This is a genomic window from Gilliamella sp. Bif1-4, assembly GCF_001690535.1.
Taxonomy (GTDB): Bacteria; Pseudomonadota; Gammaproteobacteria; order Enterobacterales; family Orbaceae; genus Gilliamella; species Gilliamella bombi.
On the sequence record NZ_LZHC01000024.1, the window covers coordinates 306,301 to 333,239 of the forward strand.

The 26,939-nt window shown below is 35.8% G+C and carries 24 protein-coding genes and 1 tRNA gene; 15 read left to right on the plus strand and 10 right to left on the minus strand.

Translation table 11 applies throughout. The features are described 5' to 3' along the window. Positions 1 to 5: 5 nt before the first annotated feature. The 3 genes from A9G25_RS04185 to A9G25_RS04195 form a co-directional block, all read right to left on the minus strand. Positions 6 to 668 (minus strand): hypothetical protein, encoded by a 663-nt coding sequence (locus A9G25_RS04185; protein ID WP_065625862.1) that lies wholly within the window; start codon positions 666 to 668, stop codon positions 6 to 8. Between the two features lie 202 nt (positions 669 to 870). After that, positions 871 to 1,110, minus strand: a complete 240-nt coding sequence (locus tag A9G25_RS04190) for a YecH family metal-binding protein (RefSeq protein ID WP_065625863.1) — start codon at positions 1,108 to 1,110, stop codon at positions 871 to 873. A 202-nt stretch (positions 1,111 to 1,312) separates the two neighbouring features. After that, positions 1,313 to 3,250 carry an exoribonuclease II gene (locus A9G25_RS04195; RefSeq protein ID WP_065626002.1) on the minus strand — a complete coding sequence of 646 codons (1,938 nt, stop codon included), beginning with the start codon at positions 3,248 to 3,250 and terminating at the stop codon, positions 1,313 to 1,315. Between the two features lie 135 nt (positions 3,251 to 3,385). Between A9G25_RS04195 and A9G25_RS04200 the strand changes: the two genes are divergently transcribed. Then, complete coding sequence (locus A9G25_RS04200) at positions 3,386 to 4,135, plus strand: alpha/beta fold hydrolase (RefSeq protein ID WP_065625864.1); 750 nt, start codon at positions 3,386 to 3,388, stop codon at positions 4,133 to 4,135. Positions 4,136 to 4,157: 22 nt separating this feature from the next. Here the strand turns inward: A9G25_RS04200 and A9G25_RS04205 are convergent, their stop codons facing one another. Genes A9G25_RS04205 through A9G25_RS04220 form a run of 4 tightly spaced genes read right to left on the minus strand, consistent with a single transcriptional unit; the run spans position 4,158 to position 5,937 of the window. After that, positions 4,158 to 4,493, minus strand: coding sequence for a prepilin-type N-terminal cleavage/methylation domain-containing protein (locus A9G25_RS04205; protein ID WP_065625865.1), 336 nt, complete (start codon positions 4,491 to 4,493; stop codon positions 4,158 to 4,160). Then, a complete protein-coding gene (locus A9G25_RS04210; protein ID WP_065625866.1) occupies positions 4,486 to 4,920 on the minus strand; it encodes a DUF2509 family protein in 435 nt (144 codons plus the stop codon). The genes A9G25_RS04205 and A9G25_RS04210 overlap by 8 nt, the downstream gene beginning before the upstream one ends. Continuing rightward, the gene (locus tag A9G25_RS04215; protein WP_065625867.1) at positions 4,904 to 5,467 is read right to left on the minus strand and encodes a prepilin peptidase-dependent protein; all 564 of its coding nucleotides are present in this window, start codon (positions 5,465 to 5,467) and stop codon (positions 4,904 to 4,906) included. The genes A9G25_RS04210 and A9G25_RS04215 overlap by 17 nt, the downstream gene beginning before the upstream one ends. Next, on the minus strand, positions 5,461 to 5,937 hold the full coding sequence (locus A9G25_RS04220) for a prepilin-type N-terminal cleavage/methylation domain-containing protein (protein WP_065625868.1): 477 nt from the start codon (positions 5,935 to 5,937) through the stop codon (positions 5,461 to 5,463). Before A9G25_RS04220 ends, A9G25_RS04215 begins: the two co-directional genes overlap by 7 nt. 920 nt (positions 5,938 to 6,857) lie before the next feature. Between A9G25_RS04220 and A9G25_RS04225 the strand changes: the two genes are divergently transcribed. From A9G25_RS04225 to yqfB, 5 genes are all read left to right on the plus strand, one after another. After that, complete coding sequence (locus A9G25_RS04225) at positions 6,858 to 7,934, plus strand: hypothetical protein (protein WP_141674995.1); 1,077 nt, start codon at positions 6,858 to 6,860, stop codon at positions 7,932 to 7,934. Between the two features lie 741 nt (positions 7,935 to 8,675). Continuing rightward, a complete protein-coding gene (gene dapD / locus A9G25_RS04230) occupies positions 8,676 to 9,500 on the plus strand; it encodes a 2,3,4,5-tetrahydropyridine-2,6-dicarboxylate N-succinyltransferase (RefSeq protein ID WP_065625870.1) in 825 nt (274 codons plus the stop codon). A gap of 104 nt (positions 9,501 to 9,604) precedes the next feature. Beyond that, positions 9,605 to 10,096, plus strand: a complete 492-nt coding sequence (locus tag A9G25_RS04235) for a YajQ family cyclic di-GMP-binding protein (protein WP_065560184.1) — start codon at positions 9,605 to 9,607, stop codon at positions 10,094 to 10,096. Between the two features lie 209 nt (positions 10,097 to 10,305). Next, a complete protein-coding gene (bglX, locus tag A9G25_RS04240; RefSeq protein ID WP_065625871.1) occupies positions 10,306 to 12,588 on the plus strand; it encodes a beta-glucosidase BglX in 2,283 nt (760 codons plus the stop codon). A 43-nt stretch (positions 12,589 to 12,631) separates the two neighbouring features. Next, positions 12,632 to 12,940, plus strand: coding sequence for a N(4)-acetylcytidine aminohydrolase (gene yqfB / locus A9G25_RS04245; protein WP_065625872.1), 309 nt, complete (start codon positions 12,632 to 12,634; stop codon positions 12,938 to 12,940). A 53-nt stretch (positions 12,941 to 12,993) separates the two neighbouring features. Here the strand turns inward: yqfB and A9G25_RS04250 are convergent, their stop codons facing one another. The 3 genes from A9G25_RS04250 to A9G25_RS04260 form a co-directional block, all read right to left on the minus strand. After that, complete coding sequence (locus A9G25_RS04250) at positions 12,994 to 13,458, minus strand: NfeD family protein (protein WP_065625873.1); 465 nt, start codon at positions 13,456 to 13,458, stop codon at positions 12,994 to 12,996. A 107-nt stretch (positions 13,459 to 13,565) separates the two neighbouring features. Then, on the minus strand, positions 13,566 to 13,796 hold the full coding sequence (locus A9G25_RS04255) for a hypothetical protein (protein ID WP_065625874.1): 231 nt from the start codon (positions 13,794 to 13,796) through the stop codon (positions 13,566 to 13,568). Between the two features lie 107 nt (positions 13,797 to 13,903). Next, positions 13,904 to 14,812, minus strand: a complete 909-nt coding sequence (locus A9G25_RS04260) for an SPFH domain-containing protein (protein WP_034910684.1) — start codon at positions 14,810 to 14,812, stop codon at positions 13,904 to 13,906. Positions 14,813 to 15,173: 361 nt separating this feature from the next. On the opposite strand from A9G25_RS04260, the gene A9G25_RS04265 reads away from it, so the two are divergent. From A9G25_RS04265 to infB, 9 genes are all read left to right on the plus strand, one after another. Beyond that, positions 15,174 to 16,736 carry an anthranilate synthase component 1 gene (locus A9G25_RS04265; RefSeq protein WP_065625875.1) on the plus strand — a complete coding sequence of 521 codons (1,563 nt, stop codon included), beginning with the start codon at positions 15,174 to 15,176 and terminating at the stop codon, positions 16,734 to 16,736. Further along, positions 16,736 to 18,367, plus strand: a complete 1,632-nt coding sequence (gene trpD, locus A9G25_RS04270) for a bifunctional anthranilate synthase glutamate amidotransferase component TrpG/anthranilate phosphoribosyltransferase TrpD (RefSeq protein ID WP_065625876.1) — start codon at positions 16,736 to 16,738, stop codon at positions 18,365 to 18,367. The genes A9G25_RS04265 and trpD overlap by 1 nt, the downstream gene beginning before the upstream one ends. 15 nt (positions 18,368 to 18,382) lie before the next feature. Next, positions 18,383 to 19,765 carry a bifunctional indole-3-glycerol-phosphate synthase TrpC/phosphoribosylanthranilate isomerase TrpF gene (trpCF, locus tag A9G25_RS04275; protein WP_065625877.1) on the plus strand — a complete coding sequence of 461 codons (1,383 nt, stop codon included), beginning with the start codon at positions 18,383 to 18,385 and terminating at the stop codon, positions 19,763 to 19,765. 27 nt (positions 19,766 to 19,792) lie between these two features. Continuing rightward, positions 19,793 to 20,986: a tryptophan synthase subunit beta gene (gene trpB / locus A9G25_RS04280; protein WP_065625878.1), complete on the plus strand. Its 1,194-nt coding sequence runs from the start codon at positions 19,793 to 19,795 to the stop codon at positions 20,984 to 20,986. Next, positions 20,983 to 21,789, plus strand: a complete 807-nt coding sequence (gene trpA, locus A9G25_RS04285; protein WP_065625879.1) for a tryptophan synthase subunit alpha — start codon at positions 20,983 to 20,985, stop codon at positions 21,787 to 21,789. The genes trpB and trpA overlap by 4 nt, the downstream gene beginning before the upstream one ends. Before the next feature lie 218 nt (positions 21,790 to 22,007). Next, positions 22,008 to 22,084: transfer RNA gene (locus A9G25_RS04290), tRNA-Met, on the plus strand. 191 nt (positions 22,085 to 22,275) lie between these two features. Then, positions 22,276 to 22,737: a ribosome maturation factor RimP gene (gene rimP, locus A9G25_RS04295; protein ID WP_065560173.1), complete on the plus strand. Its 462-nt coding sequence runs from the start codon at positions 22,276 to 22,278 to the stop codon at positions 22,735 to 22,737. A gap of 16 nt (positions 22,738 to 22,753) precedes the next feature. Next, on the plus strand, positions 22,754 to 24,229 hold the full coding sequence (gene nusA / locus A9G25_RS04300; protein WP_065625880.1) for a transcription termination factor NusA: 1,476 nt from the start codon (positions 22,754 to 22,756) through the stop codon (positions 24,227 to 24,229). A 17-nt stretch (positions 24,230 to 24,246) separates the two neighbouring features. Then, on the plus strand, positions 24,247 to 26,907 hold the full coding sequence (infB, locus tag A9G25_RS04305) for a translation initiation factor IF-2 (RefSeq protein WP_065625881.1): 2,661 nt from the start codon (positions 24,247 to 24,249) through the stop codon (positions 26,905 to 26,907). The last annotated feature ends 32 nt before the right edge of the window (positions 26,908 to 26,939 follow it).

Below are 26,939 nucleotides of genomic sequence, written 5' to 3' on the forward strand. Positions count from 1 at the left end.
TAGTATTATCTAAAAATATTGAAATAATTGATAATATTGTTTTTTGGATCATCTAAGCATTTCTCAACATAATCCACTTTCATTTCTTGAAGAATGCTTGGATTTTCGTTTATTAGGAAGTAAGAATAGTCATCTTTAGTAATCTTTGCTTTTAAGGATGATATATCTTGTTCTGACATTCTAAATTGTGGTCGAAAATATTGTGTTATTTTTGCATTATCTTTTGTATAAATTGCCGCAACGAAATCAGCTGAATACTGGCAATAACTTTTTATATTGTTTTCAGTTGCTTTTATTTTACTTAGTTCCATATTATGTTCGGCTTGGTTTTCCTCAACTACTTTTTTGAGTTGCACATGATACTTTAATTTATATAGTTCATTTAAATAAAAATTCAATACGCAAGAGGAGAGGTTATTATCGCCTTTACAATTTAGAATACCTTGTTTAATAATGTAGTTATCGAAGTTTTTATCACCAACAAACCGAATTAATTTATTTTTAGCATCAACAACATAAGGGTCGTTAGTTTCAGTTTGTTGTTTTAATAGAGATAGTTGCTCTGTTTCGGAAATTGGTTCATTATTTTTTAAAGGTAAATTTTTTTTTGCACAATTTGTAACAAGAATAGCAACAAAGGTGCATATAAGGATATTACTTACTTTCATTTATCAAATTCCATGAGCATATTCTTTAGGTTAATTTTAAAGCGAGCAAATTTGCCCCTAATTTAGTCACGTTATTAGTAACAACGGCCACTTATAACGATTATTGGTGTAGCGCAAAATTATATACTCTTATTAATTTAAAAAACACTAGCAGATTAAATTAAATTTATAAAAATTGTACTTTATATACGGCCAATTTTTTCTAATGTTTGCATATTTTTTTATTATCGACTGTAAATCTAGTTTCATGATCAACTGAAGGTTTAAATTTTCCCTTTGCTTTCAAAAAAGCGATTAGTTGCTCGGCATTCATGTTGGATTTTGAACAAGTATGAAATATGGCATCTTCCCCAAACTTGCTTTTGATAGCATCAAGTAAAGAAGATTCGGTATAATTGTTTCCATTCATCATATGCAATACTTCGTGTCCATGAATTGACATTATAGTCTCCCTGAATTATTGTTCATTTTAATGATTAATTCATTATTTCTAGTCCCGAAAAATAACAGATATTTTTAATAAGAAAAAGAGGTTTGATATTAAAAATATCATAAAGTCTTAATTATTCCCCCAGATTTACATCAGGGGGGAAATAACAGCAAAAAATCTGTAAATTCAAGCAAGAATAATTTTCTTTTATTCTTTAATTGTTGGCTAATTTTGTAATAATTGATTGATTTTCACTTTTAACCTGGTGAATAACAACAGAGATAGTATCAGCAAGTTTGTAGCAAACCTCATCTTTAATTTTGATGATTCCTTCTTCAGGTAACGAGATAATTTCTTCCTTGACTGAATGAATCATTGAAAGTGGCACAAATGCAAAAGCACCTATATCACATAAACGAACTCGAGCCCCACCACGATTGATATCGATAATTTCAGCAGAAAAACTTTCACCTACTTTATTTGATAAGTATTGAGCATAAAGGTTTTCGGCCATATCACGTTCTGCATAGCGTAATGTTTTGCGTCTTTCATTCATGTTTTTTAATTGATCTTTATCAGGTGCGATTAATTCTTGTGATCGGATAAATGCTTTGATTAATCGATGGTTGACCATATCACCATATTTACGTATTGGTGAAGTCCATGTTGCATAGGCATCAAATCCCAAACCAAAATGTGGCTTAGGTTCAGTTGAAAAATCAGCAGAGCTTTGGAACTTGCGAAGTTTTGTGGACAAAAATGGAGTGTTGTCGATTAAACGACGCAAATTTACGTAGCCATCGAAAGATAATAATGATTCTTTATCAAATTCAGTGATTCCGTTGTCATTTAAAAAAGTCACTACTTGTTCAATATATTTATTATCAAAACCTGAATGAATATTAAAAATTCCAAAACCAATTTTATTTTTTAATTGCAGTGTTAAAGCTTGGTTAGCTAAAACCATGACTTCTTCTACTATTTGATTAGCAATCCGACGAGACTCTTTAATTATTGATTTAACTTGGCGGTTTTCATCAAGTTCAAAACGATAATCTCCATTATCTTTAAAAACTAATGCATGATTTTGCCGCCATGTCATGCGGATTTTTGCTAAGTCAGCTAAATGTTTAAGTTGCTGTTTAATAATTGTATTGTTAGTTTCTAAATCATCATTATTTTCTAAAAAATTAGAAACATTGTTATAAGCTAATTTAGCTTTTGATTCAATCCAAGCTGGTATAAAAGTGATCTCATCGCTATTAATATTGCCCGTTTCGTCAATACTCATTTTACATATCATTGCTGGACGTTTTTGATTTGCTTTTAATGAACATAAATCATTGGCAAGCTCTTTGGGTAGCATAGGGATATTAAAATCAGGCAAATAAGTGGTAAAATTTCTGATTTTGGCAATACGATCAAGTTCGCTATCTTGTAATACATAAGCGGTTGGATCGGCAATGGCAACCGTCAATTGATAATCTCCTTGTTCACCTTTTGATATCGCAATTGCATCATCCATATCTTCTGTATCTTCACTATCGATGGTGAAAAAGTTAATATCGGTTAAATCTTGACGGTTATCAAGTTCAGTACCGTTAATTGATAATGAATCGAACTGTGGGGCGTGAGTTTCTAAATCGTAGCGCGCTAACGTTTTTAGCCAAGGTTGATAAGGTGAGTTGCTTTCAGCAACAAAACGAACAATTTCGGCAAGAAATTGATTTCGTTCTTCTTGCAAAGGGTGAGAAACAAGCGTTGCCACAACCCAATCGCCTTCTTTTAGTTTTTCGCTAACTTGCTTGTTTATTTTGCAACGAATGGCTAGATTAGTTGACATATTTTCAGGATAAATAACCATTGCACGATCTTGAAAGCCTATTTTGCCAATAAATTTTTGCAATGCACTTTCAATTAATAATTCAGGTTCAAAAGACTCTTTTTCGTTATTACTTATTACTGTCCCTGATACCTTATCACCATTGCAAACTCTTTTCATTTTAGCAATAGGGATGAAATAACTTTTTTTATTATCAACATCTAAAAAACCAAATCCTTTTTCATGAGCTCTAATAGTGCCTTCAACGCGTGGTGTTTGTTCATGGAGTTCTTGTTTTAATTGTGCAAGTAGAGGGTTATTTTGAAACATATGCTTAACACTAGTTAAAAAGTTGGTGTCAGATTCTATCATATTTATGCAAATTGTGGTTATTGAATTAATCGGTGATGGTATTGAAAATAGACGTATAATAATGCTACTTAAAATAATTGGTCGAATTAGAGTATGAAATTAAACTATAAATTACAGGGTGATGGACAACCGATAGTGTTTTTACATGGGGTGTTTGGTAGTTTAGATAATTTAAATATGCTAGCGAAAAATTTTGAGCAGCATTATCAAACCGTGCAAGTTGATCTTCGTAATCATGGGCATTCTCCTTGGTCTGATAAGATAACTTATCAAGCTATGGCTGAAGATTTGGTTGAACTTTGTTATGATTTAAAATTAAAAGATATAATCTTAGTTGGTCACTCAATGGGCGGGAAGGTTGCTTTGCAATTATCGCAAATGCTTTCAGATTCTATCCAAAAAATTGTTGCTATCGATATTGCGCCTATAAAATATCACCGCTCGGCTAATGCCACTATTTTAAGAGTGTTAATGTATTGCCTTGATAACCAAATTACCGATAAAAAGCAGATCGTCAATTTAATGGAACAAGTAGGTATTAACATGCCAACCATTCTTTTTTTACTAAAATCGTTTAAAAATGATAAATGGTTGTTCAATATTGAAGCAATCAATTCACAATATGGTCATATTTGCGATTGGCAAAATATCTCACCTTGGTTAAAACCGACGTTATTTATTCGGGGAGGTAACTCTTCTTATATTACAAATGAAACTTATCCAGTGATTTTCGAACAATTTCCTAATGCAAAAATTGAAGTAGTTGAAGATGCTGGGCATAATGTTCATGCAGAAAAAACACCACAAGTTTTGCAACTTCTACATAACTGGATAGAGGAATGAATGGTATTTAATTTGTAAATATTTAGAGTGAATTACAAAATAATCGTTGCTGCTCGGCAACTTGTTTGTTAGGTGCATTAACCGTTATAACAACTATTTTACACTGGGCATTATAAGTTTTACTGGTGAGCTTATAGTGCCAACCAGAAGGAATAATTTGATTTGTGGTATAAGGGTAGCTATCAAGTAGCTGGAAAGCAATTTTGTTGGCATGTAAGTAGTTTGTAAAGTAATGATGCTTATAAAACAATGCTTGTTGGTAATTAACAAATCCTAACATAATAATTGAAAATAATAGCGTTGCTATCATAACTTCAATTAAACTAAAGCCAGCTATTTTTTTCTTTTTGTTATTCACAATAAATAGCCTTTTTTTCTGGGCAATAATCGAGCCAGTGACCTTTTTCAACAATCAATCGATTGTTATCAAAATGTGCGAGGGTATATAAATAAAAATCTTTAGCTTCACCCCTTACTAACACATACTTATCAATTCTTAATAAAGATTTTTTTATACATGCTTTTAATTGATAAGTGGGTTCAGTCATACAATGCCAATTGGTTTTAGGAGTTTGCCAATTTTGAGTTATTGCCCAAGTTAAAGATGAACTAGCTTGATTAAATTGTTGATAGTATTGGGTTTCCATTAAGATGTTTTTTTGCCACGAGACAATAAGTAAATTAAAACCAATTAATAGCACCAATCCTACAACCATCAAAATAATTACCATTAAAATAGTGCTAAATCCAGAGGAAGTATAAATTTTTTTAAAACTGGTTTTCATTTTTGATTATTTCAGTTATGTGATAATTGATCTGTTTATTTTTTCTTAATTCAGCTGTAACAGATAGGCTAATGGCATAGGGTAGCTGCTTTATTGTAAAATCGGTTACTTTGATTTCGTTTGAATCAAATAAGTTTTCCCATTTAGTTCCAAAACAATCTATTGCTCCTGTTTTATAGGCTATATTGTTTTCTTTATAGCGATAGGTAAAAACATCTGACTTCATAGGGGTAAATTTGTTCCAAACCCAAGAATTGCGAATTTCGCTATCGTATCGAAGAACAATACATTTTCCTTGTTTATCGATTTTAATCGCTTTAGCTGTTATTTTCTTTGGGTCATTAGCAATAAAACCAGCTCGTCTTATGTCTTTTTTCATACCAGCTAATCCAAGTTCAATTGCTTGTTGTAAACGTGTTTTTTGATAATATTGCATCATACTTGTTTGTAATTGAATGTAAAACGAGGTTATACCCATAAAAATTAGACTTGATAATATTAAACTAATAAGCATTTCAAATAAGGAATATCCAGATGCTTTTAACATGGTGGTAGACCTGTTATATAGCTGCTTTCCGCACAGAATCGAATACGTCCAAGCAAAGAAATAAAAATCCTACTGGTACCTGCCTTATTTTTTAATTGAAAAGACATTGTTTGTGCTAAGTTGCGTCGACCTAAAATCAAAGCACTTTTATTGTTTGATAATTGACTAATTTCAACAGAATTATCCGGTTTGATAAAATAAAGTACTCCTTCACTACACGAGGTGGGTTTTTCATCATTAGTAATTGTAATGCACCAAGGTGATGTAAATTGATGAATAATATAATTTTTATTTTTACTTGATGCTTTTATTTGAACTTCATATAAAAAATAAGCTAGCTGTTTGGTTGTATAAGCTAATTCATTACGCAGTTGTTGCTCTTTCCAATGCTCAACGCCTATTGTGACTAAAATAGCACTAATACAAATAGTTATTAACAGTTCTAGTAATGAAAATCCCCAATTTTGCATAATATTGTCTTGGTAACTATCACGATAGTTGCAGAGTACATTTTAATTAAACAATTGGTTATTTGACATTCTAGATTTGTGATACATTGCTCAAATAAATTGTGTTTTTTTCGTTAATACTTTGCTTTTTGTTTTGATGAAAAGTTTATTTAAAAATTACGTCAAAAAGCGGTTGGAAAGTATATTGATTTTACTAAGGTTTTTATTTTGTTTTTCCTGGATTCAAACATGAAGTGCAATTTTAAACACGGTGGAGTGAAGAAAGTAGAAAGGTGATTTATACTAGCACCTTCGCACCACCACAGTTTGAAGATTGCTATGTATTATAATCACCTTTCTAGGAAGGAAAGATACTAGATTTTTGTATTTATAACTATACACAATATCTATTGAACTTACACACAAGAAAACGGCATAAGTTTAAAAGCCCTGTCGCTTTTTATTCTAAGCGTTAAGACGAATTACACTTCATAATGCAATCTAGGAGCTTAACAAAAAACTTCAATAAAATTAATAGTCTACCTGAGCAATTTTAGAGCAAAAAACAAATCGATAGCACCCCAATGCTAATATGCTTGCTTTATTAGAGCGTCAAAATGTGCCAATAACGAAGTAAAGCTAGCACGCCAAACTGAGCTGTTGGGCGTGTTTGTGTTTTAGATGTTATCAGCAATATTAATTATTCCGCAAAAGTTAAAAAGTCCTAAAGCTAACACCCTATTTTAATTAAAAAATTCACCTATCTATAAAGCCAATCGTTTTTATCTTTACATTTCTTTACAAAAAAGTCCGCTAAAAAACTAGTCAATCATCCCTTAAACGGCTATACTTTCATCGTTTTAGAAAAATGAGCTTATTAAATAAGCGAATAAACATAAAAATTCAAATAAAACAAAATATTACTTGACAGGTAAAACGAAATGCAGTACCATTTTAGGCACAAGGCACAAGGCACAAGGCACTGGCAAACCTATGTCTTAAATTTATTAAATAATCCTATTCGACGAGTTTTTATACGAAGCTCATTTATATCTTCCAAATCATTATCAAAATTAACCCAAAAAATCTTGTTGGTATTGTTATTAATGCTACATTCATTGAATTTGCAGGCATTAACTAGCAAAACTAGTCGAATACATAATAATCGTAGCGATGCAATAATTTTGCCTTCATCTATGTTTGTCAACTATGTAAGGCCGAATCTATCTGAAGCTTATGATGGTGATAAATATGCAGGTCCAGCTGACATATGGAATCTTAAGAAGGGCTTTTTAGTTCAATCTATCAATCCTGAATTATACGACCTCAATTTCCCGACTACAGGTGCGGATAATTTATATTTTGATTTACTCATAAGTGGAGTAGATATAAATGAATTGAAATGGGAACCAGTCACGCATGAGGGAATTACTGCAACAGTGACAAATGTTGACGCTCATGAGTGGTTGATTCCTTATGAAGATAGGGGAGTTGTAGCTCGCGTAACGCTAACAGGTCCAGAGGCAAGCAATCAACGGGATAATCCTCATCCTAACCCAATTGCTAAGCCACAGTTACCACAGACGTTTGAGTTAGTGGGTAGAGATATTAATACCGGTGATGAGGTAGTAAAATATGGATTTGTGTTAAAGCAGTGGTTCGTCAATCGGGAGATGCACGCGGGCTTTTATAGTGAACAGTTAGCATGGTGTAATAGTTTGGGTTATCGTTTGTCACGGGTAAGAGATTTAACCAATGCGGTCAGAAAAGCTAATCCTTCTATTTCAGGCGCAGCACCTAGTTCATCAGGTAATTTTTACATGCGTCACATAGGCGCTGGCTTTTTCACGGAGTGGGGCGGCATGTACTACCCTGGTTCGGGATTAGTCGGCCACTACTACTGGGCAAGCGACGCTACAGGTAGCACCCAGTTCGTTGTCTACCCGGTCGGCGGCTACGTCGGCGTCCGCAGCGACAGTGCCGGCGACACCCGCTTTGGCCTTTGCACCGCACCTTAGCTTTTAGCGTTTAGTTCTTAATCCTTAGGGTGCGGAAGGGGGTTACGGTGCTTGAGAGGATAATATAACAAAGAATAAAGCCCCCGCGTAAGTTGGGGCGTTTTCCTTAGGGTTGCGCTATTGTGGCAAAGCCACAATAGCGCCGCCCCCGCCGCCGCCGCCGACGCTGAAAGCGTGGCGGGTAGTCCAGTATTACGCTGTGGCGGTTTAAAGCTGTGGTCTATTTTAGTTCGGCAAGGTTTCGGACGTATTGACCTTTGGGGAATAAAATAGCTATCTTGAATACGTCCTAGCAAGGGGAATTAGAGCGAACTCCTTTTGCAATCCTCACGCTTTAGCACATAATGTGTCTACGGCGCTACTCGTATCATCCTGATACTCGCCTTTTCGAGGCCATCTTCGCTGTACTCAGATGTTCAAATTTGTTCCAGACAAATTTGTCTGACGCCGGAATAAGACAAATAACATAGCCTTAGGTGGTTTTTGTGAGTTGTTTTGTGTTAAAAAGCAGTGCAATTACATCCCAAAAGTGATCAGAAAAGGTATTGATTTTTATTAAAGCTTTTATTTTTCTGTTTTTTTGTGATTTCCTATGACTTTACTAAGATTTCGATTGTTTTTGATTGCTTGGATATTGATTGTGGTGTTTTGATTAAACCACTTAAAAAGCAAGAAAGATTATATTATACTGTCCATCTAATTATTATTTGCTAACGGACTATAAATTAAAGGAAACTTGAGATGCAACAATTACAAACTATTATTGAAGCAGCATTTGAACGTCGTGCTGAGATTACACCGTCAAATGTTGATACAGTTACACGTGATGCGATTAACCAATGCATTGCTTTATTAGACAGTGGTAAAATGCGTGTCGCAGAAAAAATCAATGGTGATTGGATAACTCATCAATGGTTAAAAAAAGCGGTTTTGCTCTCTTTCCGTATTAACGAAAACCAACTGATTGATGGCGGTCCAACTAACTATTATGACAAAGTGCCATTAAAATTTGCTGAATATGATCAAGCAAGATTCCAACAAGAAGGTTTCCGTGTTGTTCCATCTGCTATTGCTCGTAAAGGTGCCTATGTTGCTCGAAATACAGTATTAATGCCATCTTATGTCAATATCGGTGCTTATGTCGATGAAGGTACGATGGTTGATACATGGGTGACAGTTGGTTCTTGTGCGCAAATTGGTAAAAATGTTCATTTATCGGGTGGTGTTGGTATTGGTGGTGTTTTAGAACCGTTACAAGCTAACCCAACCATTATTGAAGATAATTGTTTTATTGGTGCACGTAGCGAAATTGTTGAAGGCGTTATTGTTGAAGAAGGTAGCGTAATTTCAATGGGGGTATTTATTGGTCAAAGTACCAAAATTTATGACCGTGCAACAGGTGAAGTTCATTATGGTCGTGTACCAGCAGGCTCAGTGGTTGTTTCTGGTAACTTGCCAACAAAAGATGGCAAATATAGTCTTTATTGTGCAGTTATTGTGAAAAAAGTTGATGCTAAAACTTTAGGTAAAGTAGGTATCAATGAATTGCTTCGTACTATCGATTAATTCACGCTTATATTTTAAAGTCGCCTAAATTATTGTTAGGCGACGATTATTCTATTTATTAACTAGATAATTTTAGTTTTATAACCATTAGAAGAGGAGAATTTATGCCTTCTTTTGATATCGTTTCAGAAATTCAAATGCCAGAAGTTAAAAATGGTGTTGAAAATGCCACTCGTGAGTTAGCTACTCGTTGGGACTTTAAAAATGTTGAAGCATCGTTTGAATTAAATGAAAAAAATGAAACGATTAAAGCAACAAGCCAATCTGATTTCCAAGTACAGCAACTGCTCGATATTCTGCGTGATAAGCTAGCTAAACGTGGTATTGACGGTGGTGCACTTGAAATTCCTGAAGAAATGGAGCACAGCGGTAAACTTTATAGCATTACGGTTAAGCTTAAGCAGGGTATTGATAAAGAGCTATCTAAAAAGATTGTAAAAGCGATCAAAGACAGCAAAATTAAAGTACAAGCTCAAGTACAAGGTGAACAAGTCCGTGTTACAGGTAAATCACGCGATGATTTACAAGCTACTATGGCATTAGTTAAAAATAGCGAATTTGGTCAACCGTTTCAATTTACCAATTTTAGAGATTAATGTGTTATTGAGTTGATATTGCCAACAATTGTGGCAATATTATCCCTTAAACTTTGTAAAAAATTTCAGAAAAGACAGTGTTTGAATAAGGGGATGCAATAACTATTATGATGTTTTAAACCTGAATGTAAGTAGATAAAAAACGAGATTTTTTGTAAATACGTTATGCTGTCTGCTTGTCTATCCTCTTAATTATAACAATATTTATTATGATGAAAAAAGTAGCTATATATTTATTTTTTCTTATCTTTTCTGGGCATTTGTTTGCACAAGAACCTAATAGCGAAGTAAAGGAAATAAAGAAAGTTTTTATTGATAATCTATTATCAAAAATGACGCTTCAAGAAAAAGCGGGACAATTGCGCCTAATTAGTGTTGGTGGCGATCTAACGTTAGACAAAATACTTGATAAAATCGAAGCAGGTGAAATTGGCGGCATTTTTAATACTGTTGTCGAACCTGACCTTTCTCAAATGCAGGAGCGTGCTCTAAAATCTCGCAATAAAATTCCTCTATTTTTTGGTTTTGATATAATTCATGGACATAGAACTGTCTTCCCGATTAATTTAGGTATTGCATCCACTTGGGATCGTAGTGCAATAGCAAAAGCTGCTGAAGTATCAGCTGACGAAGCTACTTCGGATGGGTTAAATATAACTTGGGCGCCAATGGTTGATATTACACGTGATCCTAGATGGGGACGCGTGTCTGAAGGGTTTGGTGAAGATCCTTATTTAACCTCAGAAGCTGGACGTATTTTTGTTGAAAAGATGCAAAAGCAATCGCTTGCCGATAAAAAATCATTGGTGACATCAGTAAAACATTTTGCACTTTATGGTGCAGTTGAAGCAGGGCGTGAGTATAACAGTACGGATATGAGCGAACGAAAAATGTTCCAAGAATATCTTGTGCCTTATAAAGCAGCAATTGATGCAGGTAGCAGGGCAGTTATGGTTTCGTTAGTGAGCGTTAATGGTATTCCAGCAACGGGGAATCATTGGTTGTTAACCGAAGTGCTACGGAATCAGTGGCATTTTGATGGTGTTGTTGTCAGTGATCATGGGGCTATTCGTGAACTTATTAATCATGGCGTAGCTAGTGATCCGAAAGATGCTGTACGTGTTGCGATTAAAGCTGGCATTGATATAAGTATGAATGATGAATATTTCTTACAATTTTTACCTGAATTAGTCGAAGAAGGTGCCATTACAGAAGATGAAATAAACCAAGCTTGTCGTCATGTACTTGAACTTAAATATGATATGGGGTTATTTAGTGATCCTAATCGTAATTTAGATCCAAAATTAGATATCGATACAATGTTTGCTGATAATCGATTACATCGTGAAGAAGCTCGTGATGTGGCACGCCGCAGTATTGTGTTATTAAAAAATGAGAATGAGATATTACCGCTAGCTAAAAATAAGAAAATTGCGGTGATTGGTCCATTAGCTGATTCAAAACGTGATATTTTGGGAAGTTGGGCGGGAGCTGGGCGTGCTAATTTAGCGGTAACTCCATTAGAAGGTATTAAAAATGCAGTTAAAAATCCTGAATCAATTAGCTATGCATTTGGTGCCAATCTTTCTGATGATGAAAATTTATATCGGTTTTTAAATTTATACGGAGAAACATCTAAATTTGATAATCGACCAGCCGATAAAATGATTGCAGAAGCGGTGAAAATAGCTAAAAAAGCTGATATTGTTATTGCCTTTGTTGGTGAAGCAGAAGGTATGGCTCATGAGTCATCAAGTCGAACAGATCTATCTTTGCAAGCAACTCAAAAACAATTAATTAAAGCAATGAAAAAAACAGGTAAACCTTTGGTCATTGTCTTAATGAATGGTCGTCCTTTAACACTATCTGAAGAATATGCTCAAGCTGATGCTATGCTTGAAACTTGGTTTTTAGGAACTGAAGGAGGTAATGCCATTGCCGATGTGCTATTTGGTGATTATAACCCTTCGGGTAAATTACCCATGTCTTTTCCTTATAATGTTGGGCAGATCCCAGTCTATTATAGCCATTTGAATACAGGCCGTCCTCGTGGTACGGAAAATATGGGCAAATATACAACCTCGTATTTTGATAGTCCTAATGAGCCGTTATTCCCCTTCGGATTTGGTTTGAGTTATACCAATTTTGCGATGGACTTTTCGTTATCAAGTACTAAAATGAATCGAGATGGTGAAATTATTGTCACCGTTAATGTTGAAAATACAGGGAATAGAGAAGGTATGCAGACCGTCCAGCTTTATTTGCAAGATGTGACAGCGTCGGTTAGCCGCCCAGTGAAAGAGTTAATTGGTTTTGATAATATTACTTTAAAACCGCACTCTAAGGGGCAAGTAAAATTTGTGATTAAATATGATATGCTGAAATTCTGGAACAATAAAATGCAATATGTTGCCGAACCAGGAAAATTTAATGTGTATATCGGTAGTGATTCGACAACTCAGGACAAGCAAACATTTACTTTGCTTGATTAATACTTGTTAAGTAATTTGGGTAATTTTCATATAGGATAATGCTGTGCAAAATGATATTACTTTTTATCAACGTTTTAAGTCTGATATTTTAGCTGGTTTAAAAGTCATTACCATTCGAGATAAGAGTGAATCACATTTTAAAGTTGGTGATAAGCTTCGTGTTGGAATTTTTGAAACTGATGAGTATTTTTGTACAATTAAAATAGTTAATATTACACAAATTACATTTGATCAACTTACCGAAAAACATGCCCAACAAGAGAATATGACTTTGAGTGATTTGAAAAAAGTAATTTCTGACATATACCCCAATGAAAATCTTTTTTTTGTAATTCATTTTTCGCTTTTATAATAAAAAAGACGCATTGTTAATGCGTCCTATTTATTTTTATAACTAGCAAAAAACTATTGATTTATAGGTAGCACATCTAAAATTAAACCATCTACAGCAATAATTTCAACACGCTGCCCAACATTAAGATTTTCAACGCATCTTGCCGACCATGTTCCATCTTTGATTTTTACTCGACCTGAGCCATTAACAATAGCATCTGTGACAACTGTTTTAATACCAATTAAATCTTGTTGTGGCTGATTGATTTCGCCTTTATTTGATTTATCTTTACCTTGCTTTTTGAGCCAAAGCCACCAAAGATAAGCAGATACAAGCGTTAGAATTGCGAATAAAATCCATAAAATTGGCCAAGAAAGAGGTAAAATCCAAGCAATTAAACCAACAATAATAGCAGCGATTCCACTCCAAAGCCCGTATCCGCTGGTACCAAGTAATTCTATAATCAGCAAAATACCGCCTAAAGCAATAAATACCCAATTGGGCGAACTATAGAAAACCATAAAAAAATCAGTCATTGTTGATTACCTTTATAATACATTCAGTAAAAATCTTAAACATAGCGTTTATAGATTTTGTTAAAAAGTTTCAGGAAACACTATGTTTAAGTATAAAATTTGATTTTTTATTTCGTGTTATTAATTAATTCAGCAATACCGCCAATGCTATCCATGATCCACAAAATTGGCCAAGAAAACGGTAAAATCCAAGCAATTAAAACAATAATAAAAGTAGCGATCCCACTCCAAAAACCATATTTGCCAGTATTGAGTAATTTTATAACTAGCAAAATACCACCTAGAACAATAAATCCCCAATAAGGCGGATTATAGAAAACCATCCAAAAACCATTCATTATCAATCACCTCTAAGATTCATTCAGTGAAATTTCTAAATATAGAGTTTACGATTTTGTTAAAAAGTTTTCAGGGAACACTTTGCCTATGTATAAAATTTGATTTTTTATTTCGTGTTTTTAATTAATTCAGCAATACCGCCAATGCTACCCATTAAACTTGATGCATCAAGTGGCATCATAATTACTTTACTGTTATCCGATGAACCAATTTGTTGTAATGCTTCAGTATATTTTTGGGCAACAAAGTAGTTAATTGCATTAATATTACCTGCAGCAATCGCATCGGATACCATTTGAGTTGCTCTTGCTTCTGCTTCGGCAGCACGTTCACGCGCTTCGGCTTGTAAAAAGGCAGATTGTCTTTCACCTTCCGCTTTTAAAATTTCAGATTGTTTTTCACCTTCAGAGCGTAAAATCGCTGCTTGGCGAACACCTTCTGCTTCAAGAATTTCGGCACGTTTATTACGTTCAGCTTTCATTTGCGCATTCATCGCAGCAATCAATTCTGCTGGTGGGCGAACATCTCGAATTTCGATACGGGTAATTTTGATTCCCCATGGACTTGTTGCCTCATCGACAATACTTAGTAACTTAGAGTTAATATGATCGCGTTGCGATAACATTTCATCCAGTTCCATGCTACCTAAAACAGTACGGATATTAGTCATCATTAAATTAATGACAGCACGCTCTAATTGATTTACTTGATATGCAGCCCTTGCTGCTTCTTGTACTTGGATAAAGCAAACAGCATCAATTTGCACATTAGCATTATCTTTTGAAATGACTTCTTGAGATGGAATATCGAGTACTTGCTCCATCATATTAATTTTACGACCAACACCATCCATAAACGGAATAATGATATTTAAACCAGGTTCAAGTGTATGGGTATATTTACCAAAACGTTCAATAGTATATTGATAACCTTGGGGAACAATTGTAATTGCCTTTAAGACAGTAATTAACGCAAGCAAAACAATAACACCAATGACGATATAAAATACTGGCATAGTTCAAAAATCCTTATAATTTTTTATAATAAAATTGAGTCAACCATTTTATAGATTATTAAATTTTTTGCCTAGTTATAAATGAGAAGTTTGTTTTTAAAAATAAATAATTTCTTGACAGTGAGCTAGTAAACTAGTTTAATAGTACAAAATTTATTTTTAATCGATAAAAATTATGAAAGTACAATATTTACATCTTATTTCTCGTCAATTCACTAACTTTGGTTGGTGGTGCGTTACCTTTTGCGGGTGATGTAATGATGTATTGTCTTTTTTACACAACCCGCTTTATGCGGGTTTTTTAGTTTCTGGATGTTAAACGAATCAGTCTAAATAAAAATTTAAATGTAGAGAGTCAACAATGAATAAGCCAATATTAACTCAGATAACCAAAACTATCGGTTATTATCAAGATCCGACTCAAGTGTTTTATCAATTGTGTGATAGTAAACCGGCAACGTTGTTACTAGAATCAGCAGAAATTGATAATAAACAAGGAATTAAAAGTGTCATGATTGTCGATAGTGCATTACGTATTTCGGCAATAAATAATGAAGTGACTTTTAAGGCATTGACCGCAAATGGTGAAAACCTATTACCTTTATTGCAACAGGCTTTTACAGACAAGTTAGATAATGTACAAGTGGATGAACAAACACTTAAATTGGTATTTCCTACTATTGATAGTATGCAAGATGAAGATTCAAGATTAAAGTCGCTATCAGTCTTTGATGCATTACGCACATTATTGACTATTGTGAATATCCCTGAACAATGTGGTCAAGATGCGATTTTTGTTGGTGGGTTATTTTGTTACGACCTTGTCGCTGGATTTGAAAACTTACCTAAGTTACCTACAGAGCAGCGTTGTCAAGATTTCTGTTTTTATTTAGCTGAAACAATATTAGAAATAAATCATAAAGATCATAAATCCATTTTAAAAACGACGGTTTTCACTTCTGATTCAAAAGAAACTGAGCGCTTAACGCAACGGTTAACTAATTTACAAGCAACATTAAATAGCACAATGAAAGCCATTCATACTCAGTCCCTTGCTAATATCGATGTGACATGTAATAAAAGTGATGATGATTTCAATACAGTTATCAAAAAAATGCAAGATGCAATTGAGCAGGGGGAAATTTTTCAAGCAGTACCTTCACGGCGTTTTAAATTACCTTGCCCTGAACCATTATCGGCTTATCAGATATTAAAAAACAATAATCCAAGCCCTTACATGTTTTATATGCAAGATAGTGATTTTGTGTTATTTGGAGCCTCACCTGAAAGTGCACTTAAGTATACTAAAGCAACTAATCAAGTTGAAATCTACCCAATTGCCGGTACTCGTCCACGTGGATTAACCACAAATGGTGAAATTGATTTTGATTTAGATAGTAGGTTAGAACTTGAAATGCGCACCGATAAAAAAGAACTAGCCGAACACTTAATGTTAGTTGATTTAGCGCGCAACGATTTAGCACGTATCTGTAAACCCGGTACCCGTTATACCAAAGATTTGTTAAAAGTGGATCGTTACTCTTTTGTGATGCATTTAGTTTCGCGTGTGGTTGGTCAGTTACGAAGTGATTTAGATGCGCTTCATGCTTATCAAGCCACTATGAATATGGGAACATTAACAGGAGCACCTAAAGTTCGTGCGATGCAATTAATTGCTGAATCAGAAAAAGTTAAACGTGGTAGCTATGGTGGTGCTGTTGGCTATTTTACCGCGAATGGCGATCTTGATACCTGTATTGTGATTCGTAGTGCCTATGTCGAAGATGGCATAGCGACAGTACAAGCTGGTAGTGGTGTGGTGCTAGATTCAAAGCCACAATCAGAATCTGATGAATCACGTAATAAAGCACGTGCAGTTATTCGAGCTATCATGGAAGCGCATAATGTAGAAGGTGTATTCTAATGGCTAATATCTTATTTATTGATAATATTGATTCTTTTACTTATAACTTGGTCGATCAATTACGTAATAGTAAGCATTGTGTGACGATTTATCGAAATACTATTCCTGCAAATGTAATTATTGAAAAATTGTCACAAATGCAAAACCCTATTTTAATGTTATCACCAGGTCCAGGAGCACCAAGTGACGCTGGATGCATGCCAGAACTGTTAAAACGTTTAAAAGGTAAATTGCCTATTATTGGTATCTGTCTTGGTTATCAAGCTATTGTGGAATCCTATGGTGGAGCGATTGTGCCAGCTGGTGATATTTTGCATGGTAAGGCATCTTTAATTGAGCATGATGAGCAAGCAATGTTTAAAGGATTACCAAATCCGCTACCGGTGGCTCGTTATCACTCTTTAAAAGGTGAAAATATTCCAAAAACACTAACCATCAATGCGCTTTGCAATAATATTGTAATGGCAGTTCGTAATGATGAGGATCGGGTTTGTGGTTTTCAATTTCATCCAGAATCGATATTAACCATTCAAGGTGTAGAATTATTAGAACAAACTATAAAATGGGCACTAAATCCTCCACAAAAACAAGAGAAGCCAAAACAGGAAGCTATTGTTGATAAGCAAGAGTACAATATTCAACCTATTGTTAATAAATTATATTTAGGGCAAGCCCTTACACAAGAGGAAAGTAAAATACTATTTAATTTAATTATTCAAGGTAAGATTGAACCAACTGTATTGGCTACCGCAATAATTAGTATGAAAGTTCGTGGTGAAAAACCGGATGAAATAGCAGGGGCAGCTTTAGCATTGCTTGAGAATGCCGATCTTTTTGATTCTCCAGATTATGATTTTACTGATATTGTTGGTACTGGGGGGGATGGCACCAATAGCATTAACATCTCAACAGCTAGTGCTTTTGTGGCTGCAGCATTGGGTTATAAAGTGGCTAAACATGGTAATCGTGGTGTATCAAGTAAATCTGGCTCTTCCGATGTACTTTCTGCCTTAGGCATTAAATTAAATATGTCAGCACAAAAATCTCGTCAGGCATTAGATGAACTCGGCGTGTGCTTCTTATTTGCCCAGCAATATCATTCAGGTTTTCGCCATGCAGCACCAATACGCCAACAATTAAAAACTCGGACCATTTTTAATGTGTTAGGGCCATTGATTAATCCATCTCGTCCTAAACGTATTTTATTAGGCGTGTATCATCCAGATTTGATCCAACCGATTGCTGAAACATTAAAAATGCTTAATTATAAACATGCTTATGTGGTGCATGGCGCAGGTATGGACGAGGTTGCTATTCATGGCGAAACTGAAGTTGCTGAAGTTAAAGATGGTGAAATTCGTTATTTTACGCTTACACCTGACGATTTTGACTTGCCAACATTTACCTTAAAAGATATTGAAGGCGGTACACCTGAGCAGAATCGTGATATGTTAATTGCCATTTTACAAGGTCACGGAAAACCAGCACACCAATCAGCAATTGCCGCTAATGTTGCGATGTTAATGAGCTTATTTGGCGAGTCAAATTTAAAACAAAATGCACAACGGGCAATTGAAATGATGCAAAGTGGTAAACCTTATGCATTATTACAACAACTAGCAGCAAAATAACAAGTGGAGAATAACATGGCAATTGCAGCATTAGAAAAAAATGTTGAAATGGCAACAGTACTAAAAAAGATCATTGACGATAAACAGATTTGGTTAACGCAGCAGCAGGAAACAAATCCACTTACAATGTTCAAATCAGCAGTAATACCTAGTGATCGCAATTTTTATCAAGCGCTAAATCAACCTAAAACGGTTTTTATTTTAGAGTGTAAAAAAGCGTCGCCATCAAAAGGATTGATTCGGGATGATTTTGATCCAGCCGCTATTGCTAAAGTTTATAAAGATTATGCTTCAGTAGTTTCAGTATTGACTGATGAAAAATATTTTCAAGGTAGATTTGAATTTTTACCCATAGTTCGTAATGAAATCACACAACCCGTGCTTTGTAAGGACTTTATTATTGATGAATATCAGATCTATTTAGCGCGTTATTATCAAGCTGACGCAGTACTATTAATGCTATCTGTATTGACGGATGATGAATATCGTCATCTAAGTAACATTGCTCATAAGCTAAATATGGGTATATTGACAGAAGCTAGTACTGAAAACGAAGTTGAAAGAGCCATCCAACTGGGTGCGAAAGTAATTGGTATTAATAATCGTAACTTAAGGGATCTGACGGTTGATCTAGATCGGGTAAAAGTCTTAGCTAAATCAATTCCTAACGATCGCATTATTATTAGTGAATCAGGTATTTATACTCACAATCAAGTTAAAGAACTGAGTCATTTTGCAGATGGATTCTTAATTGGTAGTGCATTAATGTCAGAAGCCAACTTAACTTTAGCAATTCGCAAGGTGATGTTAGGCGAAAATAAAGTATGCGGTTTAACACGTCCCGAAGATGCTGTTAGTGCTTATCAAGCTGGTGCAGTTTATGGTGGTTTGATTTTTGTCACAAATTCAGCACGTTATATACAGCCAATTAAGGCTCGAAAAGTTATTGCTGCAGCACCACTTAATTGGGTTGGTGTATTTCGAAATGAAGAGATCGAAACCGTATGCCAAATAGCAAAACAGTTATCCTTATATGCTGTTCAACTGCATGGTAATGAAGATGAAAACTATATCGAAACGTTGCGACAAGAATTACCCAGAACTTGCCAAATTTGGCAAGCATTGAGTATTGATGGGGTTGTGCCAGAACATACCAATCCATTAGTGTCTCGTTATATCTTTGATCATGGTACTGGCGGTACAGGGAAAAGTTTTGATTGGTCGCTACTTGATAATCAAGAGCTAAGTAATGTCATTTTAGCCGGAGGCATTAATCCAGAAAATATCAAATCAGCTTTAGCGACGAATGTGATTGGTGTTGATCTTAATTCAGGGGTTGAAGTTTCACCCGGAATTAAAGATAAACAAAAAATCCAAGCTGTATTTGAACAAATTTAATTTTTATTTAAAAAAAAAGGAATAGTTATGTCTAAGTTAAATCCTTACTTTGGCAAATTTGGTGGGCAATATGTCCCTCAAATATTAATGCCAGTGCTTGAACAACTTGAAGATGCTTTTATCTCTGCAATCAACGATCCAAACTTTCAGAAGGAGTTTAACGATTTATTAGTTAATTATGCAGGTAGACCAACAGCATTAACTTTATGTAAAAATCTAACGGCAGGCACCAAAACCAAGCTTTACTTAAAACGAGAAGATTTAGTGCATGGTGGTGCGCACAAAACTAACCAAGTTTTAGGACAAGCATTGCTTGCTAAAAGAATGGGCAAAACTGAAATTATAGCCGAAACAGGTGCAGGGCAACATGGTGTTGCTTCAGCTTTAGCTTGCGCACTACTTGGCTTAAAATGCCGAATTTATATGGGTGCAAAAGATGTTAAACGTCAAGCTCCTAACGTATTTAGAATGCGATTGATGGGCGCAACAGTCATTCCAGTTGAAACAGGTTCAGCGACTTTAAAAGATGCGTGTAACGAGGCATTACGTGATTGGTCTGGCAGTTATGAAAAAGCGCATTATATGTTAGGTACGGCAGCAGGTCCGCATCCTTTTCCAACTATTGTACGTGAGTTTCAACAGATGATCAGCCGTGAAGCTAAACAACAAATCCTTGAAAAAGAAGGACGTTTGCCTGATGCAGTAATTGCATGTGTTGGTGGTGGTTCAAACGCAATTGGTATGTTTGCTAATTTTATTGATGATAAATCCGTCAAATTAATTGGTGTAGAGCCAGGAGGTCATGGGATTGAAAGTGGCGAACATGGCGCTTCGTTAAAACATGGTAAGCTTGGCATCTATTTCGGTATGAAATCACCGATGATGCAAACGGAAGAAGGACAAATTGAAGAATCTTATTCAATATCGGCAGGGTTAGATTTTCCATCAGTTGGTCCACAGCATGCGTATTTAGATAGTATTGGTCGTGCTGATTATGTTTCAATTACTGATGATGAAGCGCTTGATGCATTTAAAGCATTATCACGACATGAAGGTATTATTCCTGCGTTAGAATCATCACACGCATTAGCTTATGCTATGAAAATGATAAAAGAAAATCCAACTAAAGAACAGCTACTAATAGTTAACCTGTCAGGGCGTGGCGATAAAGATATCTTTACCGTTTATGATATTTTAAAAGCAAAAGGAGAAATAGAATGAGCCGTTATCAAAAACTGTTTGCAACATTAACAGCCGAAAAACGAGGTGCTTTTGTTCCTTTTGTTCCAGTTGGTGACCCAACGCCAGAACTGTCATTTAAAATCATTCAAACTTTAATTGAATCTGGTGCTGATGCACTAGAGCTAGGGATCCCATTTTCAGATCCGATGGCCGATGGTCCAACTATTCAAAATGCCAATATTCGGGCATTTAAAGCAGGAATAACAGTTGAAAAATGTTTTGAAATTTTAACCAATGTCAGAGCGCAATACACCAATATTCCAATAGGATTACTTATTTATGCTAATTTAGTTTTCAAAAATGGTATCGACGACTTTTATGCCAAGTGTGCCAAAGCGGGAGTTGATTCAGTATTGATTGCTGATTTGCCAGCTCAATATGCCCAAGAATTTACAGTGGCCGCCGAAAAATACAATATAGCACCAATTTTTATTTGTCCACCAAATGCTGATGATAAAGTCATTCAAAGTATTGCTAAGCAAGGCAAAGGTTATACTTATTTAGTATCACGAGCAGGTGTTACTGGTGCTGAAAATCGAGCTAACAAACCGCTTACCCATCTGATCAAAAAATTAGTTGAGTTTGGCGCTCCACCAGCGTTACAAGGGTTTGGTATTTCAGAACCAACTCAAGTTAGCGAAGCGATTAAATCCGGTGCAGCTGGGGCAATTAGCGGATCAGCAACAGTAAAAATTATTGAGAAAAACCTCGACAATCCCGAACAAATGCTTAACCAATTAGCCAAGTTTGTTCAATCAATGAAACAGGCAACTAGCAAGTAATTTATATTACTTTATAGTACTAAGTAGTGGGCACAATAATAGGCTTGAAAACGGAATTATTGTGCCAATATAAGTTAAACAGTTATGCTTAAGTTAAGTGGTATATATATTAAAATTGACATGTAGCATATTTTTAATAATTTTAAGTTTTTTGATAAAACCAGTGTGATTTGTGGTTGCATTTTATTTAAAATGCCGTATAATTCTCATTCATCTATCGCGGGGTGGAGCAGTTTGGTAGCTCGTCGGGCTCATAACCCGAAGGTCGTTGGTTCAAATCCAGCCCCCGCAACCACTTAAATTTTCATTCATAAACCAATCTATCCTGTTATTGTCTGAAAGTTCGAATAAAGTGGCTTCATTATAGTTAGTTTTTGAATGTAAGCCTCGCATGTCGAGGCTTTTTTTCGTGTAATGATTTAAGCGTAAGTTTAAAAAGAATGTTGGGCTTTATGCCCTTTTTTATTTTCTGCTGTGGAGGTTTGTTTGGCTAATATAGAACAACAATTAACCGATATTATCCAAGAGCCAGTTAATGCACTTGGTTTTGAATTAGTCGGAGTTGAATATATTCGTGGTCGTTATCCTATACTACGAGTCTATATTGATAGTGAAAATGGTATTACGGTTGATGATTGTGCTGATGCAAGCCGTCAAATCAGTGCGGTGCTTGATGTAGAAGACCCGATCAAAGATGCTTACAATCTTGAAGTTTCATCACCAGGAATGGACAGACCTTTGTTTACGCTTGAGCATTATCAGCGGTTTATTGGTGAAGAAGTTACAGTCAGTCTACGTATACCTGTTGCTAATCGCCGTAAGTGGAAAGGACGAATTAAGTCTATCGATAGCCAAATGATTACATTAACTGTAGATGATAAAGATGAAGTATTTGCTTTTAGTAATATTCAAAAAGCGAATATTGTACCTAATTTTAACCTTAAATAGAGTACGGATGTAAAGGATGAATAAAGAAATTTTAGCTGTTGTTGAAGCTGTATCAAACGAAAAAGCGCTTACACGTGATAAAATTTTCGAAGCTTTAGAAACCGCATTAGCGACGGCCACAAAAAAGAAGCATAATGTTGATATTGACGTTGTTGTTAAAATAGATCATAAAACAGGAGATTACGACACTTTCCGTCGTTGGCTTGTTGTTGATGAAGTTACGCAACCAACTAAAGAAATGACATTAGACGCTGCACAATACGAAGATCCAGCTGTTAAACTTGGCGATTACGTTGAAGAGCAAATTGAATCCGTTGCTTTTGATCGTATAACCACACAAACGGCAAAACAAGTTATTGTACAAAAGGTACGCGAAGCTGAACGTGCAATGATCATTGACATGTTTAGAAATCGTATTGGTGATATTGTGACCGGAATTGTCAAAAAAACCAATCGCGATAGCGTGATTCTTGATTTAGGTAACAATGCAGACGCAATGATGTCACGCCATGATATGTTACCGCGTGAAAACTTCCGTATAGGCGATCGTGTCCGTGGTATTTTATATCTTGTAGAACAAAATAATAAACCTGCACAACTATGCATTAGCCGTTCAAACCCTGAAATGATGGAAGAGTTATTCCGTATTGAAGTCCCTGAAATTGGTGAAGAGATGATTGACATCAAAGGCGTGGCTCGTGATCCTGGCTCACGTGCTAAAATCGCAGTTAGTAGTAATGATCGTCGTATTGACCCTGTTGGTGCTTGTGTTGGTATGCGTGGTGCGCGCGTACAAGCAGTATCTAATGAATTTGGTGGAGAACGTATTGACATTGTTTTATGGGACGATAATCCTGCACAATACGTAATTAATGCTATGGCGCCGGCAGATGTTGTTTCAATTGTTGTAGATGAAGACAAACACACCATGGATGTAGCCGTCAATGCTGAAACTTTACCACAAGCCATTGGTCGAAATGGTCAGAATATCCGTTTAGCTTCACAGCTTACTGGCTGGACACTAAATGTGATGAGTAACGAAGATTTACAAGAAAAACATCATGCAGAATCTTTTGCTGCAATCAATAATTTGATGAAACATCTTGATATTGATGAAGGGCTTGCACAGCTCTTAGTTGAAGAAGGCTTTACCTCACTTGAGGAACTTGCCTATGTGCCAGTTGACGAATTGCTTGAAATTGAAGAACTTGATGAAGATCTTGTTGAAGCATTAAGAACGCGAGCAAAAGATGCATTAACAACACTTGCACTAGCAAATAGTGGCGAAAAACAACCAGCTCAAGATTTGCTAAATCTACCTGGTATGACACAAGAGTTAGCTTATCAATTAGTACAACATGACATCATTACTTTGGAAGATTTAGCAGAACAAGGTACTGATGATTTAGCTGAAATTGAAGGTATAACAAACGAACAAGCTGGCGATTTTATTATGGCTGCTCGTAATATTTGTTGGTTTGCAGATGAATAATTGAGGAAAAGTAATACATGACCAAAGTATCAATAGAAACACTGGCTCAAGAAATCAATACACCAGTGCAAACACTTTTGCAACAGTTTGCTGATGCAGGTATGAAGAAATCTGCAACAGACACTGTCACACAAAAGGAGAAAGAAGCTTTGCTTGCTCATTTAAAACCTCAGCAAGGTCCAACAAAGTTAACATTGCAACGTAAGACGCACTCAACCTTAAATGTGTCGAGCGGTGGTGGCAAAAGCAAAGAAATAAAAGTAGAAGTTCGTAAAAAACGAACTTTTGTTAAACGCGATCCAGCTGAAATTGCGGCGGAGCAAGAAAAAGCACGCTTAGAAGCTGAACAAAAAGCTCGCCAAGAAGCAGAATTAAAAGCGAAACAAGAAGCCGAATTAAAAGCGCGTAAAGAAGCGGAAGAAAAAGAAAAGAAAGCTGAAGAAGAAGCGAAAAAGCGTGCTCAAGAGGAAAAAGCGAAAGCGGCACAAGAGCGAGCAGTTGATCCAAAAGTAAAAAAAGCGCAAGAAGAAAAAGCACGATTAGAAGCTGAAGCGAATGAAATTAAACGTAAAGCGGAAGAAGAAAATCGTCGAAAATTAGAGGAAGATGCCAAGCGTATGGCTGAAGAAGCTCGTAAGCTAGCAGAACAATATAATGAAGTTGATGATAGTGATCATACAGAAGATGAAGATTATCATGTGACAACCTCTAAATACGCTAGAGCAGCAGAAGATGAAACTGATCGTGAAGTTGAAAGCGCTCGTGGGCGTGGTCGAAATGCTAAACAAACTAAACAGAAAAAAGGCAACAAGCTATCAGAAGGCAAAGCGGAACGCGAAGAAGCTCGAGCCGTGACTCGTGGCGGCCATAAAAAGAAAGGTAAAAGTACGTTGCAACAAAGTTTTAATAAACCTGTCCAAGCGGTTAATCGTGATGTTGTTATTGGTGAAACCATTACCGTTGCTGAATTAGCGAATAAAATGGCAGTAAAAGGTTCCGAAGTGATCAAAACTATGATGAAAATGGGGGCAATGGCAACTATTAATCAAGTTATAGATCAAGAAACAGCACAATTAGTGGCTGAAGAAATGGGACATAAAGTAGTACTTCGCCGTGAAAATGAGCTCGAAGAATCTCTTATGAGCGATCGTGATACTGGTGCAGAAAAAGTTTCTCGTGCACCTGTAGTTACCATTATGGGACACGTTGACCATGGTAAAACCTCTTTACTTGACTATATTCGTAAAGCAAAAGTGGCTTCAGGCGAAGCTGGTGGAATTACACAACATATCGGTGCTTATCATGTTAAAACACCAAATGGAGAAATAACTTTCTTAGATACTCCAGGTCATGCGGCGTTTACCTCTATGCGTGCGCGGGGTGCTAAAGCAACGGATATTGTAGTACTTGTTGTTGCTGCTGATGATGGTGTAATGCCACAAACTATAGAAGCAATCCAACATGCTAAAGCGGCAAATGTACCAATTGTTGTTGCTGTTAACAAAATTGATAAACCTGAAGCTGATCCAGAGCGTGTAAAAGGCGAACTAGCACAATATGGCGTAATGTCAGAAGATTGGGGGGGGGATACTCAGTTTGTTCATGTGTCTGCTAAAGCAGGTACTGGTATTGATCAACTACTTGAAGCCATCTTACTACAAGCTGAAGTGCTTGAATTAACCGCGTACGAAACAGGTATGGCAAGCGGCGTTGTGATTGAATCATTCCTTGATAAAGGTCGTGGTTCAGTTGCAACAGTACTTGTTCAATCAGGTACGTTGCGTAAAGGTGATATCGTACTTTGTGGATTTGAATACGGTCGTATCCGAGCGATGCGCAATGAACTAGGTAAAGAAGTGACTGAAGCTGGTCCATCAATACCAGTTGAAATTCTTGGCTTGTCTGGGGTACCATCAGCTGGTGACGAAGCTACTGTTGTACGTGATGAAAAGAAAGCTCGTGAAGTTGCGCTTTATAGACAAGGTAAATTCCGTGATGTAAAACTTGCTCGTCAACAAAAAGCGAAGCTTGAAAACATGTTTACCAACATGACAGAAGGCGATGTTTCTGAACTCAATATTGTTCTAAAAGCAGATGTTCAAGGTTCTGCTGAGGCGATTTCTGATTCATTACTTAAACTATCAACAGATGAAGTTAAAGTTAAAATTATTGGATCAGGTGTGGGCGGTATAACCGAAACTGACGCATCACTGGCTGCTGCATCAAATGCGATCATTTTAGGCTTTAACGTTCGTGCCGATGCTTCAGCACGTAAAGTGATTGAATCAGAAAATTTAGATCTACGTTATTACTCTGTTATTTATGATCTAATTGACGAAGTTAAACAAGCTATGAGCGGTATGCTTGCACCAGAATACAAACAAGAAATTATTGGTCTTGCTCAAGTGCGTGATGTGTTTAAATCACCTAAATTTGGTGCAATTGCAGGTTGTATGGTAACCGAAGGTGTTGTTAAACGTCACAACCCAATTCGTGTATTGCGTGATAACGTTGTTATCTATGAAGGCGAACTTGAATCATTACGTCGCTTTAAAGATGATGTTAACGAAGTACGTAATGGAACCGAATGTGGTATTGGTGTGCGTAACTACAACGATGTTCGTGTTGGCGACACGATTGAAGTTTTTGAAACTATCGAAATTAAACGTACGATCTAATTACAACGTATTTGATGTTATAAGCAAGGTAT